The organism is Rouxiella sp. S1S-2, assembly GCF_009208105.1.
Lineage (GTDB): Bacteria > Pseudomonadota > Gammaproteobacteria > Enterobacterales > Enterobacteriaceae > Rouxiella.
The window spans coordinates 1,849,366-1,864,683 of record NZ_WFKL01000001.1 but is presented as its reverse complement, the minus strand read 5'-3'; the positions used below and the strand labels follow the sequence as shown (position 1 = coordinate 1,864,683).

Annotated in this window: 18 protein-coding genes and 1 pseudogene; 6 read left to right on the top strand and 13 right to left on the bottom strand. The window is 48.1% G+C overall.

The genetic code is table 11. The features are described from left to right. Positions 1-67 precede the first annotated feature (67 nt). A complete protein-coding gene (locus tag GA565_RS08770; protein WP_152198148.1) occupies positions 68-784 on the top strand; it encodes a peptidase E in 717 nt (238 codons plus the stop codon). On the opposite strand, the gene idi is transcribed toward GA565_RS08770, so the two are convergent. The 3 genes from idi to GA565_RS08755 form a co-directional block, all read right to left on the bottom strand. Next, complete coding sequence (idi, locus tag GA565_RS08765) at positions 753-1,304, bottom strand: isopentenyl-diphosphate Delta-isomerase (RefSeq protein ID WP_152198147.1); 552 nt, start codon at positions 1,302-1,304, stop codon at positions 753-755. The genes GA565_RS08770 and idi overlap by 32 nt on opposite strands. A gap of 4 nt (positions 1,305-1,308) precedes the next feature. Next, positions 1,309-1,710, bottom strand: a complete 402-nt coding sequence (locus GA565_RS08760; protein ID WP_226950930.1) for a hypothetical protein — start codon at positions 1,708-1,710, stop codon at positions 1,309-1,311. Positions 1,711-1,923: 213 nt separating this feature from the next. Beyond that, positions 1,924-2,193: a hypothetical protein gene (locus tag GA565_RS08755; protein ID WP_152198146.1), complete on the bottom strand. Its 270-nt coding sequence runs from the start codon at positions 2,191-2,193 to the stop codon at positions 1,924-1,926. Positions 2,194-2,646: 453 nt separating this feature from the next. Between GA565_RS08755 and GA565_RS08750 the strand changes: the two genes are divergently transcribed. Further along, positions 2,647-2,892: a biofilm development regulator YmgB/AriR family protein gene (locus GA565_RS08750; RefSeq protein ID WP_152198145.1), complete on the top strand. Its 246-nt coding sequence runs from the start codon at positions 2,647-2,649 to the stop codon at positions 2,890-2,892. A gap of 98 nt (positions 2,893-2,990) precedes the next feature. Here the strand turns inward: GA565_RS08750 and GA565_RS08745 are convergent, their stop codons facing one another. Both GA565_RS08745 and GA565_RS08740 read right to left on the bottom strand, forming a co-directional pair. Then, positions 2,991-3,683: a CTP synthase gene (locus GA565_RS08745; protein WP_152201382.1), complete on the bottom strand. Its 693-nt coding sequence runs from the start codon at positions 3,681-3,683 to the stop codon at positions 2,991-2,993. 116 nt (positions 3,684-3,799) lie between these two features. Then, positions 3,800-4,513 carry a YoaK family protein gene (locus GA565_RS08740; RefSeq protein ID WP_152198144.1) on the bottom strand — a complete coding sequence of 238 codons (714 nt, stop codon included), beginning with the start codon at positions 4,511-4,513 and terminating at the stop codon, positions 3,800-3,802. 268 nt (positions 4,514-4,781) lie between these two features. Here GA565_RS08740 and GA565_RS24765 point away from each other — a divergent pair. After that, positions 4,782-4,919: pseudogene (locus GA565_RS24765) on the top strand (integrase); the annotation flags it as partial. 398 nt (positions 4,920-5,317) lie between these two features. Here the strand turns inward: GA565_RS24765 and GA565_RS08730 are convergent. The 4 genes from GA565_RS08730 to ftnA form a co-directional block, all read right to left on the bottom strand. Continuing rightward, positions 5,318-5,653, bottom strand: coding sequence for a YebY family protein (locus tag GA565_RS08730; RefSeq protein ID WP_152198143.1), 336 nt, complete (start codon positions 5,651-5,653; stop codon positions 5,318-5,320). 72 nt (positions 5,654-5,725) lie between these two features. Then, positions 5,726-6,610 (bottom strand): copper homeostasis membrane protein CopD, encoded by an 885-nt coding sequence (gene copD / locus GA565_RS08725; RefSeq protein ID WP_152198142.1) that lies wholly within the window; start codon positions 6,608-6,610, stop codon positions 5,726-5,728. Between the two features lie 4 nt (positions 6,611-6,614). After that, the gene (copC, locus tag GA565_RS08720; protein ID WP_152198141.1) at positions 6,615-6,998 is read right to left on the bottom strand and encodes a copper homeostasis periplasmic binding protein CopC; all 384 of its coding nucleotides are present in this window, start codon (positions 6,996-6,998) and stop codon (positions 6,615-6,617) included. A 226-nt stretch (positions 6,999-7,224) separates the two neighbouring features. After that, positions 7,225-7,716 carry a non-heme ferritin gene (ftnA, locus tag GA565_RS08715; protein WP_370518094.1) on the bottom strand — a complete coding sequence of 164 codons (492 nt, stop codon included), beginning with the start codon at positions 7,714-7,716 and terminating at the stop codon, positions 7,225-7,227. A gap of 430 nt (positions 7,717-8,146) precedes the next feature. Here ftnA and GA565_RS08710 point away from each other — a divergent pair, with 430 nt between their 5' ends. Then, complete coding sequence (locus GA565_RS08710) at positions 8,147-8,377, top strand: DNA polymerase III subunit theta (protein ID WP_152198139.1); 231 nt, start codon at positions 8,147-8,149, stop codon at positions 8,375-8,377. 40 nt (positions 8,378-8,417) lie between these two features. Here GA565_RS08710 and pip read toward each other — a convergent pair whose 3' ends face one another. Beyond that, positions 8,418-9,371 carry a prolyl aminopeptidase gene (pip, locus tag GA565_RS08705; RefSeq protein WP_152198138.1) on the bottom strand — a complete coding sequence of 318 codons (954 nt, stop codon included), beginning with the start codon at positions 9,369-9,371 and terminating at the stop codon, positions 8,418-8,420. Positions 9,372-9,860: 489 nt separating this feature from the next. Between pip and GA565_RS08700 the strand changes: the two genes are divergently transcribed. Then, positions 9,861-10,625, top strand: coding sequence for a carbon-nitrogen hydrolase family protein (locus GA565_RS08700; protein WP_152198137.1), 765 nt, complete (start codon positions 9,861-9,863; stop codon positions 10,623-10,625). A gap of 17 nt (positions 10,626-10,642) precedes the next feature. Continuing rightward, on the top strand, positions 10,643-11,308 hold the full coding sequence (gene exoX, locus GA565_RS08695) for an exodeoxyribonuclease X (RefSeq protein WP_152198136.1): 666 nt from the start codon (positions 10,643-10,645) through the stop codon (positions 11,306-11,308). 93 nt (positions 11,309-11,401) lie between these two features. Here the strand turns inward: exoX and GA565_RS08690 are convergent, their stop codons facing one another. The 3 genes from GA565_RS08690 to cspC all read right to left on the bottom strand — a co-directional run bounded on the left by GA565_RS08690 (position 11,402) and on the right by cspC (position 15,278). Beyond that, complete coding sequence (locus GA565_RS08690; RefSeq protein WP_152198135.1) at positions 11,402-13,438, bottom strand: S9 family peptidase; 2,037 nt, start codon at positions 13,436-13,438, stop codon at positions 11,402-11,404. Between the two features lie 27 nt (positions 13,439-13,465). Next, positions 13,466-14,848 carry an ATP-dependent RNA helicase DbpA gene (gene dbpA, locus GA565_RS08685; protein WP_152198134.1) on the bottom strand — a complete coding sequence of 461 codons (1,383 nt, stop codon included), beginning with the start codon at positions 14,846-14,848 and terminating at the stop codon, positions 13,466-13,468. Between the two features lie 220 nt (positions 14,849-15,068). After that, positions 15,069-15,278 (bottom strand): cold shock-like protein CspC, encoded by a 210-nt coding sequence (cspC, locus tag GA565_RS08680; RefSeq protein WP_055778654.1) that lies wholly within the window; start codon positions 15,276-15,278, stop codon positions 15,069-15,071. Positions 15,279-15,318: the final 40 nt, after the last annotated feature.

Genomic DNA, 15,318 nt, shown 5'->3' with positions numbered 1-15,318 from the left:
GCGATGATTGCAGCTCGAATTTTCTATTATAGTGAAAGATATGCGTTTTACTTGAGGAGAGGTCAGGATGGAAGCGAATGCTGAAACCGTTGTATCGAATCAGGCAAATATAGTCGCGATTGGTGGCGAAAGTGATGAAGATTTACTGCAAATAACCCCTATCGACAACTACATTTTATCTTTAACTCACAAAAGTGCGCCCAGGATACTCTACATTTCAACTGCCAGCGGTGACGTGCCGGAGCGAATTGAGCAATTTGAACAAAAATTTACCTCCGCGGGATATGATGTCAGCAGTCTGGCGTTGTTTCGAACCCCTTACCCTACGTCAAATCAGGTTGACGACCTGATTTCGCGGGCAGACGTTATCTTTGTTGCAGGCGGAAATACTCGCGCCATGCTGGCCATCTGGAGAGAATTTTCAATCGATCAACTGGTAAAATCAGCGATGCGCCGCGGCGCAGTGTTATGCGGGGTCAGTGCGGGGGCCATTTGCTGGTTTGATTTGGGGCACTCGGACTCCGGCGGAGGTTATTCCCTGATTCCTGGCCTTGGTTTAATTACGGGCGTTATGTGTCCGCACTTTGGTGCGGAAGCAGGGCGTGAAGAATCTTTTAACACCCTGCTGGCAGAGCAGAATATTTTCCCGGCCTATGCTGCAGATGATGGCGTTGCCCTGCATTTTCGTGATGGAAAACTTCATAAAATAATCAGGACTGAAGCAGCCAAAGACGGAAAAACGCGGGTATCACTTAGCAAAAACGATCCGCCCACTGCTGGATAGCCTGCTGCCCGAAATGGGCCAGAATCACTTTGAACCATGCAGTAAATTGCAATGGAGAGTGGTTGATGGCGTCAAAAATATCGGATACCGTCATCCACTGCCAACCTTCCGCTTCTTCAGGGTTAAGCGCCGGTATGCGGTTGAACAGCCCAATAAATGTGTGATTGTATTCGTTTTCGATCAGGCCATTTGAAACATCAACGCGATATAAAATCTGATCGACCTCATGCAACATACAGGTGAATCCCATCTCTTCATTAAGACGGCGCGTTGCCGCTTCGAGGTTGCTTTCATCGGGTCGTGGATGCCCGCAGCAAGAGTTGGTCCACAGCCCGCCAGAGTGATATTTCCCGCTGGCGCGCTGCTGTAACATTAGCCGTCCCTGACTATCAAAAATAAACACCGAAAATGCCCGATGCAGTGCACCCTGTTGGTGTACCTGCATCTTGCTGCCGATGCCGACCTTATTATCCTGTTCATCAACCAGAATCAGGCGTTCTTCTTGCGTAATCAGGGACATAACTTTATTTCACTCTAGTCAAACTATAGCGCTCGGCAGCATTGGTATTTAAAGCCGTTTCAAAGGTCTGCGGCGTGCCATCAAGCTCAATGGTCATAGCTTTATCAATTGGTGTTATCGCACAGGAAAATTTCACTTTCAAACTGTGCACACCGTTAGGCAAGTACAGGTCAACGTACTGATTCTTCTGGAGACCTGCCGCTTCTTTGTTATCGACGTAGACGATTAACGGACAGCTCTCATCAAGAATAGATCCTGAAAGTTGAGGTTTGCGGTGTACGCGGATTTTCGTGGTATTCGGTTTTTGTGTGGTGTAGGCCTGAAGAACCTGTTGAGTTGGCTCATAGGGGCCGCTTGAACATCCTGCCATCACCAGCGCAGCACAAATCAGGATTAACTTTCGCACGTTAGAGTCTCCGCGATTTAACAAAAGAAAAATTTATCGCCAATGAAGCGATACAAAGTTCACAGAGCTAAACCGTGGCAGAGTACTCATTACGCTTGAATCGGCGATTTCTGATTTCAAACTGCACCGAAGGCAAAAATTCGGTTAACCCTCAGTGCAGAGAAGAGAAGAGAAGGCCTCTAATCTAACGAAAGTTGAAAATTGAATATATTCTTATGGTGCGTTTCCGAGAATATTTCCACTTTGAAACTCAACGTGCCCGCCCGTATGAAAATGCTGCTGCGCAAATTCCTCACGGCCCAAGGGTATCACCTTCGTTATCTCACCTTCAAAGTTACCATCGTCTGCTTCGGTAATCTTGGCTTCCAATCGGTAGCTAACCGGCGGATCCCCAACGGGAAAAGTCACTAATGTGACTTTGTCACCCAATGTAAACTGTGTTAGCAGTTGTAATGGCGCTTGCTCAAACATTGCTTCGCTCATTTTTCAGTTCCTTTTGGATGAGGGTTTTCACGAACACACCTGTCTTATGCAGATTGTTACTACGTTTTATTTACCGACTTGCCGTAAGCGTAGAACATTTCTTGATTTTTATTTGTGCCCTTGGTTTGAGTTTTTAAAAATCTGCTCCGCCTGACGCACTTCTACCTCCTGTCCCTTGCTCCCATACTGAACATTACGCTGCTCTGACGACAACTTACTAAAAAATTTAACTTTTCTTTAATTCGTTACAAATCGAGAAGATGCGAAATTTGCTGTTTAAGTTAAGTTAAATAGCACAAAATGCTTACGCATAAGTTGTACAGATTGAAATTTGTGTATAAGTTTAATGCAGCTCAACTGGAGCTCGTAACGAAGATGCTTTGCATTGCCACTGAAGGGGATACTTGATTTCCACCTTCAGTGGTATTTTTTTACTGTTTATGGGGTTAGAAAATGTCTCAAATTAACAGCGTTGAGTTAGATAATTCCCCTTTTCGTGCAAAAGTTCTTAAAAGTGAATTAGAAGTTATCCAAGATATAAAAATCGAGCTTTCCACACATGGAAAACTCATCAGTAATAAAGCGATTATGATTAAACTTCTTGAGCTTTTAGAGATTGAAACAGATGTCGTGCAGTTGGATGTCTATAGAAATGCGCTTGAAAGCGTCGTTTATAAAACGCCAGATGACCTAATATGACACCTCCATCACAGGACACGGTAAAAGCGTGTGTCTTGTGATGAAAGTTACCCACTCTGAGAATTGGCACTTGTAATATGCCAAAACTAACGCCTAGATCATTGGCTGGCCGCTCTGATCAACTCAACGACTAACGGCGAAAGCTCTCCACGAAGGGCCGCACGCTCAGACTGGAACAGTGTAGCAACAAAGAATTTATGGTCAGGCAATTCAATACCCCGCACGTCCCCTTCGCTGTCCCAGGCACTAATACGCAGCTGATAGTCCTCAAGCTCCGAGACGAAATCTGGATTTACCCCAAAACTGCAGTGATAGCCCTCATGGGTATAGAGCTGGCCGTATGCCTTGGCAATAACTGAACCTTCTTTAATACGAATGTCACCGGTTTTCTCAATCAGAGAGCAGGCCAATGGAAGGATCACCATGCGACCTTCAGCGTCAGTTTCAGCATGCGCAGCATCTTCCCAGCCCAGTACATTGCGAGCATATTCAACGGTTGCATACTGAAAACCACCGCAGCTTCCCAGAAAAGGAACATTATTTTCGCGTGCCCAGGTGATTGCCAGAAAAGCACCAGCATCGTGTAGATAGGGACTCGCCGGAACCACCCAAATAGCGTCAAAATCTGCCAGTACAGAAGCATCTATCACGCTGGGGGTGGGAAGCCATTGGGCAGAGACGTTGAGTTGAAGAGATTCAGCAGCGAGTTGTACAGCGAGAGGGATAGCCTGGTGGGCAACGACTTCAGAACGAAAATCACCAACCAAAGCAATACGGATTTGCGGGTTCATCATTACTTCCTGTGCAGGTAAAAAAGGATGCTACAGCAGCGCTTAAAAAGGTGCAATAAGAGAGTTATGGCAAATTTCAGGCAACAAAAAACCGCCCGCAGGCGGCTACAAATTATTTACGTAGGATGCTTTCGCAGTGTGGCGTTCAAGGCTAAATAAATTAGCAGGCATCCAATTAAAATTAAAAAACGATAGCCTATTAAGCGAAAGAGCCATATCCCTCCCACTCCGCCAACGAGAAATGCCATTAGGGTAAAAAAATGGAGCCTGAGACGCTCAAGGTAAAGTGGCGCATCTTTGGGTGATTCCTTCCTTCTCACTACATCGAAAAGCATGGCTAATTCAATGCCAATGTCGGTGGACGTCCCAGAGACATGGGTTGTTCTTACACGCGCATTCGATATTCGTGTAACGACCGCATTCTGTAGCCCCATTAAAAAACTAAGGCTCAGGATCAATACGACACCAGGTGAAACCAGCGTTGACCAAGTCTCAACAATGCCCAACAGAACGAGTGCGGCGCCTTCAATCAGGATATTAAGCGCATAGATGGAACGAATGTTCTTCCTACGGCCCGCATTGATGAGAGTTGTGGAGAAAGCCGCTCCGGCAATAAAAATACCGACGATTGACAGAAAAAACATGCCGGGACCAAAGCTTGCTTTGGCGAGATGATCGGATAGTGAAGAGACGTTCCCTGTCATATTGGCAGAGAAAAAACCTACGGCCTCAAATGCCGCCGTATTTAAAGCTCCAGCAACCGCAGCGAGAGTACAGGCCAAGCGACTGTCGGCGCTATTATTACGGGCCTCCTCAATGCTGATGAGCATAATGCTTACCGTATGAAATTCAACTTGCAGATATAATCTGCCGATTTTTGATGATCAACAAGCGGTTAAGAGTACGTTAGCCACTCGGAGGCCCAAGCTACCTTCGTTAGGGTTGCGCAACTGCGGGCAGATTTTGGGTCAGACGTATAAAATTGACTTCACGCTCGCAAAAGTTCAGGCCGCCTGAAAGCCCACCAGCCATGCATTTCACTGGTGACCCCTCCCTAAGACAGAGCAAACGGATCGTATAGGCGAATGTAATGTTAATGGGCTTATCTTTAAGGGATCCCCACCGACTTATCACGAGATACGTAGCCTGGCGGGTCGACTTTATGATACGGAAAAAGGGAAGGATTTCGCGAGGAAATTATTAGGGCATAAGTCAGTCAAAATGACCGATAAGTAGCTGGATACTCGAGGGAAGGAATACGTGATTCTTTAAAGACCGGATATGATATTTCGTGGAAATTTCGAGCTTAAAGAATAAAACACTTTAAAATCAGTAAGTAAAAAAAAGACCGAATACGATTCCTATATTCGGTCTAGGGAAATGGCTCTTGGGAGAGAGCCGTGCGCTAAAAGTTGGCATTGATGCAGGCGGTTAAGCCTTACAACTTAAAGCGTAGCCGAGGATGGATGCTTTACCAGCAAGTTTGACGCGTGGTGATAATAACTTTGCGGAATTAATAACGTTTTGTGACAACATTCGCAAAACATAATATTAACATTGCCGGTGTGAGCCCCTGAGGGCGTTGTTTAGGGAGTTTTCAGAGGCCGACGGGTCAGCCTCTGGGTCGTCCAAAACTAGCAGAGCGTAACGGCGCGTTCGATGAACGGAGTCAGGCTCATTTTATGCCCGGGATTTTTAGGGTCATCTAACTGAATAATACTCAACGGCTGAGCACTGACCTTACCCTCTTTGACCCGCTGCGTCGCAACGTCGTTGAGAGGATACTGAGCCAACGTGCTGTCATTAATCACGAACAGGGCTTTACCAGGTCGACACTGCAGCATGACTTCTTCACGGGTAAAGGCCCATGTTTTTCCATATTCCAGGCGGCTTACGGTAACAACTTGCGGGGCTGCAAAACAGCTGGCAGAGAGGGTGAACAACAGGCACCCCAGCAGTGTTTTCTTCATGACTCTTCCTCGTTTCACTTTTTCAAAATCAATCTTGTTGCCAGTCTCATCCATGGCGCATTATCTGGATGCTTAATTGGGAGACAGGGTAGCAAAAAGGCTTACCAAAGCAATGACCAAAAGGGCTAAACCCAGCTCTAACCAGCAAACGGCTATTGTCCGTTGCTGCGCAAGGGGCGAGTGATGCGCAAGCTGCGGTACAAGCCGGTAACGGTTATAGACCGCCGCAACGACCATGACTGCCACTAGCAAGGTTTTACACACCAACAGTAATTCATACGGTGAATGCATATTGGTGGGCCAACGTTGCAGAATCAGTCCGCCATTAATTACACCGGTCAATATCACTACGGCTACGGCAATATGACCCCAGGTCGAAAAGCGCAGCAGTGTCACAATTGCTGCCGGTCGATAAGCGGATTGATGAGTCAATGCCATGCAGGTCAACAAAGGAACCAGACTGCCGAACCAGTATGCCGCGCTGAGCAGATGCAACGCATGGTTGGCGCGTTGCAAAAATCCGCACGCCCCTTCACGCATGGCTGCATGTCCAATCAACGCCTGCCCTATCAGCATTCCCGCACTAAGCAGCAGCACTAGCAGATATCGCCCAGGTAATCTGTCGATGAGAAGCAGTAACAGTGCGCAAACTGACATCAACATATGCCAGCGCCAAACATCACCAAAAGTGGTAGTCAGTACTAACATCCAAACATTAAGGTTGATGGTGTCTGTCCACCCGTTGCCCATCACTCCCGCCTGAACTGCCAGCATCAGGAATGAGGTAAACGCCGAGACGAAGGCTGAAGTTAAAATTAGCGTCTGGTTTTTACGCGCTAAAACCGCCGAAAATCCTTCCGGCGATAAAAGTCGGGTAAAAACGCAGGCACCAAACAGCTGCATAACTGAAACAAAGTGCACAAATCGGCATAGAACAAAAAGCGACGCCAAACTCATGTCGTTATTTCACTGTAAAGGTGTATTTACCTTGGGTTTTATGTCCATCAACGGAAACAACGTGCCATGAAACGACATATTTCCCACTGGTGAGCGGCACAGGCAGGGAGATTAAAACCTGAGTATTGTCGTTGGTGGCGAGCTTAAACTCACCGGTTTTAACGGCTTTATTATCTGGACCACTAACCTCAACCTTGCTGAAGTTTGGCTCGACACCTTCGCTGAAACCTAATGTCAGTTCGCCTGGCGCAACGCTGACCTGGCTGTCTGCCGCCGGAGTCTCGCTTTTGAGATGGGCGTGGGCAAAAGCCTGTTGTGAAATCAAACCTGCAGCTAAAACACAGGCAGTACCGAGAGTACGCATACGCATCAGTTTTTTAATAGACACAATTTATCCTTGGCTAGCTGAACATGAAATTTACGCGCAACTTTAGCGCAAACCGCCGCCAGATTCTGTCAAAATTAATGGGTAATGATTACTGAATTAAAGAATTGAGCAGATTTCGCACGAAAAGTTCAGAGAGGGCGCGGGAATAATCCTATGAATACTAAGGATAAAATAAAAACGCAGAGCATGATAATCAGGCTCTGCGTTGATGCAAGACTTAGAAAACTCAGGCTGCAGGCGATTGACCGACCATGTTCTTCAGATCTTTATCGACAAAGAACAGGCCATTGCCGGTGTTGCTAACCAAGCCGAGTTTATCGAGCACAGATTTGAACAGAGTCTCTTCTTCATGCTGCTCTGCGACATACCACTGCAGGAAGTTGAAGGTAGAGTAATCTTTGGTGGTCATTGCCAGGTCGGCAAGTTTGTTGATCTCTTCGGTGATCAGCTGCTCATGCTTGTAAGCAAGATGGAAAACGTCAGACAGTGATTCAAAATCGGCGCGCGGCGCTTCGATAGTGCCCAACAGCGGCAGTGCGCCGGTGTCGCTGACATATTTGAACAGGCGATGCATGTGGTCCATCTCTTCGCGAGAGTGCTCCATCAAAAATGCAGCCGCACCTTCAAAACCTTTATCACTGCACCAGGCACTCATCTGCAAATATAAATTAGCCGAGTAGAATTCAAGATTCAGTTGTTCGTTGAGCTGCTTGATCATATCTTCTTTAAGCACGATGAGTCTCCAGAATTTAATATTCTTAATTGAATTAGTTTTGTTTGCGTTATTTGTGAGCATTATGCCCAACTCTATTTGAAATAAAAAGGGTTGTTTTCACTAATCGAATTAAAATCAAAGAATTAATATAACATACTGATAAAAATGGTTTTATATTTTACACAAACTGAGCAAGATATTGTTATTGAGAATTATTTACTGAATTTACCGCATTAAAAAGAATCATTCTTATTTCGATTGTTTTTTATTAGCCGCTCTATTTAGGTTAATTAATAGGAATTTCAAACCATGAATATAAATGATTAGTAATCTCATTTACGTTAACTCGATTTTTAATCATTAACGCCAAGCATTCACCTGAGCCTCGCGCTCTTGTACAATGTGGAAAGAATCGATTAGCAGGAAGAGAAAGATGAACCGTAATCTGGCGGAAATTAGCAAAGACGAGATGGATAAAATCAACGTAGACCTGGCTGCCTCTGCCGTTGCGTTCAAGGAACGTTACAATATGCCCGTCGTCTCGGAGATTGTAGAACGTGAGCAGCAAGCGCATTTACGCGACTATTTTCGTGAACGCGTGGCTTTTTACCGTGCAGAGTCACATAAATATTCCCGCCTGCCTTACGAGCCCAAACAAAAATAGTTTTGGCTATCGGGCAGACGGGATAAACAGCAGAACTCTGTCAGTTACGGGCAAACTTCTGATTAGCACGGATCAGTTGGTCGAGTATACCGGGCTCATTAAATGAGTGGCCCGCACCTTCGATGATGTGCAGCTCAGCTTCGGGCCAGGCTTTTGCCAAATCCCACGCATTCTGCACCTGACACGCCATGTCATAGCGGCCGTGAACAATGACTGCAGGAATGTGACGAATCTTGTCGACGTCATGCAGCAGTTGATCGTCGGTATCCATAAAGCCCAAATGGGTAAAGTAGTGGTTTTCAATGCGTGCGAATGCCAGCGCAAACTCGTCTTCTCCAAAAGACGCCGAGTCTTCGGTGGGCAGCAGCGTCACCGTCTCCCCTTCCCACAGGCTCCAGATTTTTGCCGCTTCAAGCTGCACCTGGCGATTTGAGCTAGTCAATCGCGCGCGGTAGGAGGCAATAACATCTTTACGCTCTTCCTCAGATAAAATTGAAAGAACGTTTTGCCATTTGTCAGGGAAGAAGCGCGACGCCCCGTCTTGGTAATACCACAACAGTTCCTCTTTGCGGATAGTAAAAATACCGCGCATTACCAATTCGCTGACGCGATCGGGATGTTTCTGCGCATACGCCAAGGCTAGCGTGGAGCCCCAAGAGCCACCAAATACCAACCATTTATCAACCCCAGCCATCTCACGCAAGCGCTCGATGTCCTCAACAAGATGCCAGGTGGTGTTGTTTTCAAGACTGGCGTGCGGTAAGGAGCGGCCACAGCCACGCTGGTCGAACAGCATGACGTCATAGTCGTTCGGATCAAACAGTTGACGATGCACAGCCGAGCAACCGCCGCCTGGCCCGCCGTGTAAAAATACCGCGGGTTTACCCTTAGGGTTACCGCTTCTTTCCCAATAAATTTGATGCCCATCGCCCGTATCCAGCAATCCACTGGCGTATGCTTCCCGAGGTAAATACAACCCTTTTAATTTACGCATAACATTTCCTGTTATTTTTTCAGTCCAGTGTATTGATTTGCTTACTCCTCTTTACTATCAGCCTAACCGGACAAGGGGGTCAATCACCTTCCCGCTTCCTGGACAAAAAAGGCCAAAAATTTCGACCAAGAGCACAGTAATTCATCAACATCGCACAGATAATCGCCAGTTGCCTCTTCGTTGACCAAAAAGTCTGGTTTAACAGTCTATTGTCTGAAAAGTTGACGTGCCCTATTGCAACTTTGCGTAAATAGGCAGTAAATAGCATAGCAACCCAATCCACCCGATTTAGAGAGGCGTATATGAGTAAAGGAATGGATAGCAAAAAGAATGCGAAGAAAAAGCCACTGAAAACCCCAGCCGAGAAAAAGGCTGAGAAACGTGCCAAAAAGACCTCAGCGTAATACATACTGAATTCGCAGCAAAATAAACCCGCCAAGCGCGGGTTTTTTGTTAATGGCCTAAGTTGCAATCATCCGAGAACATTTCATGAGTCACTTTATTATTGCTGCGGCGCAAATCACCTGCCTGGCCGGTAATATCGACGTAAACCTTAAACACCATGCCCACGTTGTGGCCCTTGCTGCCAAGCAGCAGGTAAAACTGCTCATTTTTCCAGAGCTTTCGCTGACCGGTTATGAGCCAGAGCTTGCTCGTAAGCTTGGCATCACGCTTCAGGACCCACGTCTCGAAACGCTGAGAAATCAGGCAAAAACTCATGATATGACGATTGTTATTGGTGCCCCTCTGTGCTGCTCGGACGGTGATGCTCTGTTTATTGGCGCGATCGTTTTCTCGCCAGACGGCACTCTCTACTCTTATACCAAACAACATTTACACGGTGCAGAAGAGGCATTTTTCACTGCAGGTCAAGGTGGACCTCTATTACCCCTGGGCAACAAAACGTTGGGCCTGGCTATCTGCGCGGACATCGGTGTACCTTCTCACCCACAATTTGCTGCTGATAATGGCGCCGATATTTATGGTGCAGGGGTATTAATTTCAAAGCCAAGCTACGACAAAGAGAGCGCAATGATGCGCTGCTACGCCGAGAAACACGCAATGACCGTGATCATGGCAAACCACTGCGCCCCCACCGGCGGCTGGATCCCGGCAGGAAAAAGCGCGATATGGTCTGAGCTAGGGCATGAAATTGTGGTTGCACCCGCCAATCAGGACGCACTGGCTATTGCCACACTGACGCCACAGGGATGGAAGGGGCACGTTGAACTGGTAAGCTATCAGGGAATTTAAATTACAGGAGCAAAGAAATGACTTTCAGGGTGATTGATACAGAAACCTGCGGGTTCAACGGCGGCGTGGTGGAGATTGCCTCGGTCGACGTGGTTAACGGAGCCATCACTCGGCCAATGAGTGATTTGGTCTGCCCAGACCGTGAAATCAGTCCTCAGGCCATGGCAATTCACCATATTACTGAAGAGATGGTTGAGGATAAGCCTCGGATTGCCGTTGCGGTGAGAAGGTATCAGGATCATCCATTTTATGTCGCGCACAATGCGGCTTTCGACCGCGCCATGCTGCCTGAAATGAACGGTCAATGGATCTGCACTGTCAAGCTGGCGCGCGAGTTATTCCCAAACCAGCCTAGCTATAGTCTGCAAAACTTGCGCAGCAGTCTTGCGTTAGAGGCTTACCCGCCTGAACATTTACATCCCCATCGTGCATTATACGACTGCTATGTCACCGCGGCACTGCTTCAGCGCATTCTCAACGAATCGGGTTGGGAGGCAGAGCAGATGGTTGCTATCACCGAGCGCCCTACTCTGCTGCGCACGCTGAAGTTCGGGAAATACCGAGGGCAGAAGATTGCTGAAATCGCACAGCAAGACCCGGGATATTTGCGTTGGATGTTAAAGTCTATCGCCGATCTGAGTGCCGACATGAAGTACAGCCTGAATTACTTCCTGCAGAAGTAGTCAGCTTGGCTGTAAATCATAATCTGCCAGAGGCAAAAGAGAGAGCACAGGCTCTCTCTTTTTTATACTGATTTTTATATGAAGAAGTTCTGATTACTGCTGATTAAGCGCAATCACAAACGCGTACTCCATCGCAATATCTTCATACGCTTTAAAACGTCCCGACTTACCACCGTGACCGGAGTCCATGTCGGTGTACATCAACAGCTGGTGATTATCCGTTTTTAGGTCACGCAGTTTGGCAACCCATTTAGCAGGCTCCCAATACTGCACCTGAGAGTCATGTAAACCGGTTGTCACCAGCATGTGCGGATAATCCTGCGCCTTAACCTGATCGTACGGACTGTATTGCAAGATATAGTCGTAATAGGCTTTGTCATTTGGATTGCCCCATTCATCATATTCGCCAGTAGTCAGAGGAATAGACTCGTCAAGCATGGTGGTGACCACGTCAACAAACGGCACCTGTGCCACAATGCCGTGATAAAGCGTGGGTGCCTGATTGATAATAGCGCCCATCAGCAACCCACCTGCACTGCCGCCCATCGCATACACTTTATCTTTCGCGCCAAACTGCTGTTTGACCAATTCTTCCGTCACGTCGATAAAGTCGTGGAATGTGTTCATTTTGTTAAACAACTTGCCATCGTCATACCACTGTTGACCCAAATCAGCACCGCCGCGAATGTGCGCCAAAGCAAAGACAAAGCCACGATCCAGCAGGCTAAGACGGCTTCCACTGAAGCCCGGATCCATGCTGCTGCCGTAAGATCCATAGGCGTAGATCAACAGAGGATTATGCCCAGGTTTAAACAGCTCATGGCGATAAACCAGCGATACGGGCACTTTCACACCGTCGCGGGCAGTGACCCACACGCGTTCGCTGCGGTAATTAGCCGAGTCAAAGTCTTTCACTTCCTGCTGCTTCAATAGCGTGCGCTCGCCGCTGTCGAGATCTAACTCAAACAATGAGCTGGCCGTGGTCATTGAGGAATAGCCGTAACGCAACAATGAAGTATTAGGATCCGGATTGAATGAGAGCCAGGTGACATAAGTTGGATCGTCAAATGTCAGCGATTTCTCTTCACTGGTCTTCCAGTGGATCTGGCGCAAATGGGTCAGCCCATCCTGACGCTCTTCGATAACCAACCAGTCGCGGAACAGGCTAAAACCTTCAAGCATTACGTCATCGCGCGCGGCGATCAGCGTCTGCCAGCTGGCTTCATCGGCGGTTTCACTTTTATAAAGACCAAAGTTTTTGCCGTCTTTATTGGAGCGAATATAGAAGTTACCCAGATAATGATCGAAAGCGTATTCATGGTCTTTGCGGCGCGATAAAAACATCTTTGGCTCGGCCAAAGGATTATCGGCGTCGAGCAGCAACACTTCAGAGGTCGTCGTGCTGTCTAAATGAATAAGGATATAGCGCTCGGAGGTGGTTTTGTCGAGGCCGACGTAAAAAGTATCGTCTTTCTCTTCATAAATCAGCACATCGTCCACCGGGTCGGTCCCTACTTCATGACGATAAACCTGATAAGGCAGCAGCGTGGTCTTGTGTTTGCGCACATAGAAAAGGGTTTTTGAGTCGTTGGCCCACTCAGCACTTCCTGAGGTATTACTCAGAACTTCCTCAGACCAGCTGCCGTCGCTCAGATTTTTAACGCGAATATCATACTGGCGGCGTGACAGAAAATCTTCGGCCACCAGCAGTTTGGCATTATCCGGACTGACGTCTAATCCACCCAGCGTGTAAAACTCACCTTCAGCCGCGCGTTCGTTGCCGTCGATGAGCGTTTGCCACTGCTCTGATTCTGCTGCGGGTTGACGAAAGTAGATAGCATACTCATTACCCGGCTCATAGCGAGTCTGATAACGGTAGCCGTGCTTCACATAAGGAACTGAATGATCCTGCTGAGGAATACGGTCGACCATTTCCTGATACAGCGCCTCTCGCAAAGCCTGATGCGGCTGCATTACCTGCTCGGTCCAGGTATTTTCAGCCTGAAGATAATTGAGCACGTCTTCATCGCTGCGCTCATCGTCGCGCAGCCAATAATAGTCGTCCACGCGCGTATCGCCGTGCGTAGTTATAGGATACGGACGTTTTTCAGCCTTTGGAGGTGTCATCATTACGGGTCTCATTTTCCTCAATTTTACTTAACGCAGCAAAAAGGCCTTACAGTTCTTGCCCTTGATTTTGCCTTCCTGCAAACGCTGTAAGGCTTTTTTGGCGCTATTTTTGCGGATTGCCACATAGGCATGAATCGGGAACATATCAATTTTTCCGACGTCGGCAGCAGTCAGGCCCGCATCACCGGTCAGTGCGCCGAGGATATCGCCCGGGCGAATTTTTGCTTTACGACCGCCGTCGATGCACAGCGTCACCATTTCTGGCTCAAGCGTCGTTGCCGCGGCAGACAGGCTTTGCGAGGCTGACTGCCATTTGAATTTCTGATTCAGGTAATCTTCGAGTGCGTGAACGCGCACCATTTCCTGCGGCGCTACCAGGCTAATTGCCTGGCCACTGGTGCCTGCGCGACCGGTACGCCCTACGCGGTGCACGTGCACTTCAGGGTCGAAGGACAGCTCGTAGTTAATCACCAACCCAAGCTGTTTAATATCAAGACCGCGCGCGGCCACGTCGGTCGCGACCAGCACACGGCAACTGCCGTTAGAGAAGCGAATCAATACCCGGTCGCGGTCGCGCTGTTCTAAATCACCGTTGAGCGCCAGCACGCTAATGCCTTTGCTGGCCAACGTGTCGGCCACTTCCTGACAGTCGCGCTTGGTGTTGCAGAATACAACGCACGAGGTCGGCTGATGCTGATAAAGCACGGCGGCCAGCAGCGACAAACGGCTGTGGCGATCGGCTTCAATAAACACCTGCTCGATATCGGCCACGTCATCGCCGCCTTCAATTTCAACGTTCAGCGGCTGGCGCTGGAACTTACCGCTGATGCGATCGATGCCTTCCGGATAGGTCGCGGAAAACAGCAGCGTCTGGCGAGAAGGTGGCGTGTAGCTGACCACGTCTTCGATGTCTTCGCTAAAGCCCATATCGAGCATGCGATCGGCTTCATCAAGCACTAAAACTTTCAGCTTATCGAGTTTGAGCGTGCCCTTGCGCAGGTGTTCCTGAATGCGTCCCGGCGTGCCGACGACGATATGCGGCTGATGCACCAGCGAGTCGAGCTGTGGCGCGATAGGCTGGCCACCACACAGGGTCAGAATTTTAATGTTCTGAGTGAAACGCGCAAGGCGACGGAGTTCTTTACTGACCTGATCCGCCAGTTCACGGGTTGGACACAGCACCAGCGACTGACAAACGAAATCGCCAACGGTAATTTTGTCCAGCAAACCAATACCAAAGGCGGCCGTTTTGCCACTGCCGGTTTTTGCCTTGGCGCGAACGTCTTGCCCGAGCAAAATCGCAGGCAGCGAGGCTTCCTGAATAGGCGTCATTTGGGCATAGCCCAGCTCTTCAAGGTTGGAAAGTTGTTCAGATGGCAAAGTCAGGGTGGAGAAAGAATGCGTGCTCAAGGCGATAACTCTTTATATAAGGCGAATAAAAACGAAGCGGCGCGAGACAGTCAGCGCCATGTATTACTGATGATAATAACAGAGAAGGGGAAATTACGCCTCAGTGCTGTTTCACGGCGTCAAAAAAACCCGCAACGCAGGCGGGTTTTAGAATAACGTTATCTTGTATTTTCAGTTGCCAAAAACCTTGGCGGCCTGACCTGGAAAGTCAGAAAACTGATTACAGCGCGACGACGTTGGCAGCAGACGGGCCACGTGGGCTGTCTTGAATGGTGAATTCTACGTTCTGACCTTCAGCCAGAGTTTTGAAACCATCGCTATGAATTGCAGAAAAATGTACGAAAACGTCTTTAGAACCATCAGCAGGGGTGATGAAACCAAAACCTTTGCTTTCGTTGAACCATTTTACCTGACCAGTTAACTTGCTCATTTTACTATCCTTTACTTTAAAAAAAGCAGCCGCCTCGATC

Coding starts and splice junctions, on each gene's coding strand:
- cspC (WP_055778654.1), bottom strand. CDS start 15,278: ATGAGCAAGTTAACTGGTCAGGTAAAATGGTTCAACGAAAGCAAAGGT.
- GA565_RS08690 (WP_152198135.1), bottom strand. CDS start 13,438: ATGATGACACCTCCAAAGGCTGAAAAACGTCCGTATCCTATAACTACG.
- GA565_RS08750 (WP_152198145.1), top strand. CDS start 2,647: ATGTCTCAAATTAACAGCGTTGAGTTAGATAATTCCCCTTTTCGTGCA.
- ftnA (WP_370518094.1), bottom strand. CDS start 7,716: ATGATCAAGCAGCTCAACGAACAACTGAATCTTGAATTCTACTCGGCT.
- exoX (WP_152198136.1), top strand. CDS start 10,643: ATGACTTTCAGGGTGATTGATACAGAAACCTGCGGGTTCAACGGCGGC.
- GA565_RS08710 (WP_152198139.1), top strand. CDS start 8,147: ATGAACCGTAATCTGGCGGAAATTAGCAAAGACGAGATGGATAAAATC.
- GA565_RS08755 (WP_152198146.1), bottom strand. CDS start 2,193: ATGAGCGAAGCAATGTTTGAGCAAGCGCCATTACAACTGCTAACACAG.
- copD (WP_152198142.1), bottom strand. CDS start 6,610: ATGAGTTTGGCGTCGCTTTTTGTTCTATGCCGATTTGTGCACTTTGTT.
- idi (WP_152198147.1), bottom strand. CDS start 1,304: ATGTCCCTGATTACGCAAGAAGAACGCCTGATTCTGGTTGATGAACAG.
- GA565_RS08770 (WP_152198148.1), top strand. CDS start 68: ATGGAAGCGAATGCTGAAACCGTTGTATCGAATCAGGCAAATATAGTC.
- GA565_RS08730 (WP_152198143.1), bottom strand. CDS start 5,653: ATGAAGAAAACACTGCTGGGGTGCCTGTTGTTCACCCTCTCTGCCAGC.
- GA565_RS08700 (WP_152198137.1), top strand. CDS start 9,861: ATGAGTCACTTTATTATTGCTGCGGCGCAAATCACCTGCCTGGCCGGT.
- GA565_RS08740 (WP_152198144.1), bottom strand. CDS start 4,513: ATGCTCATCAGCATTGAGGAGGCCCGTAATAATAGCGCCGACAGTCGC.
- GA565_RS08745 (WP_152201382.1), bottom strand. CDS start 3,683: ATGAACCCGCAAATCCGTATTGCTTTGGTTGGTGATTTTCGTTCTGAA.
- pip (WP_152198138.1), bottom strand. CDS start 9,371: ATGCGTAAATTAAAAGGGTTGTATTTACCTCGGGAAGCATACGCCAGT.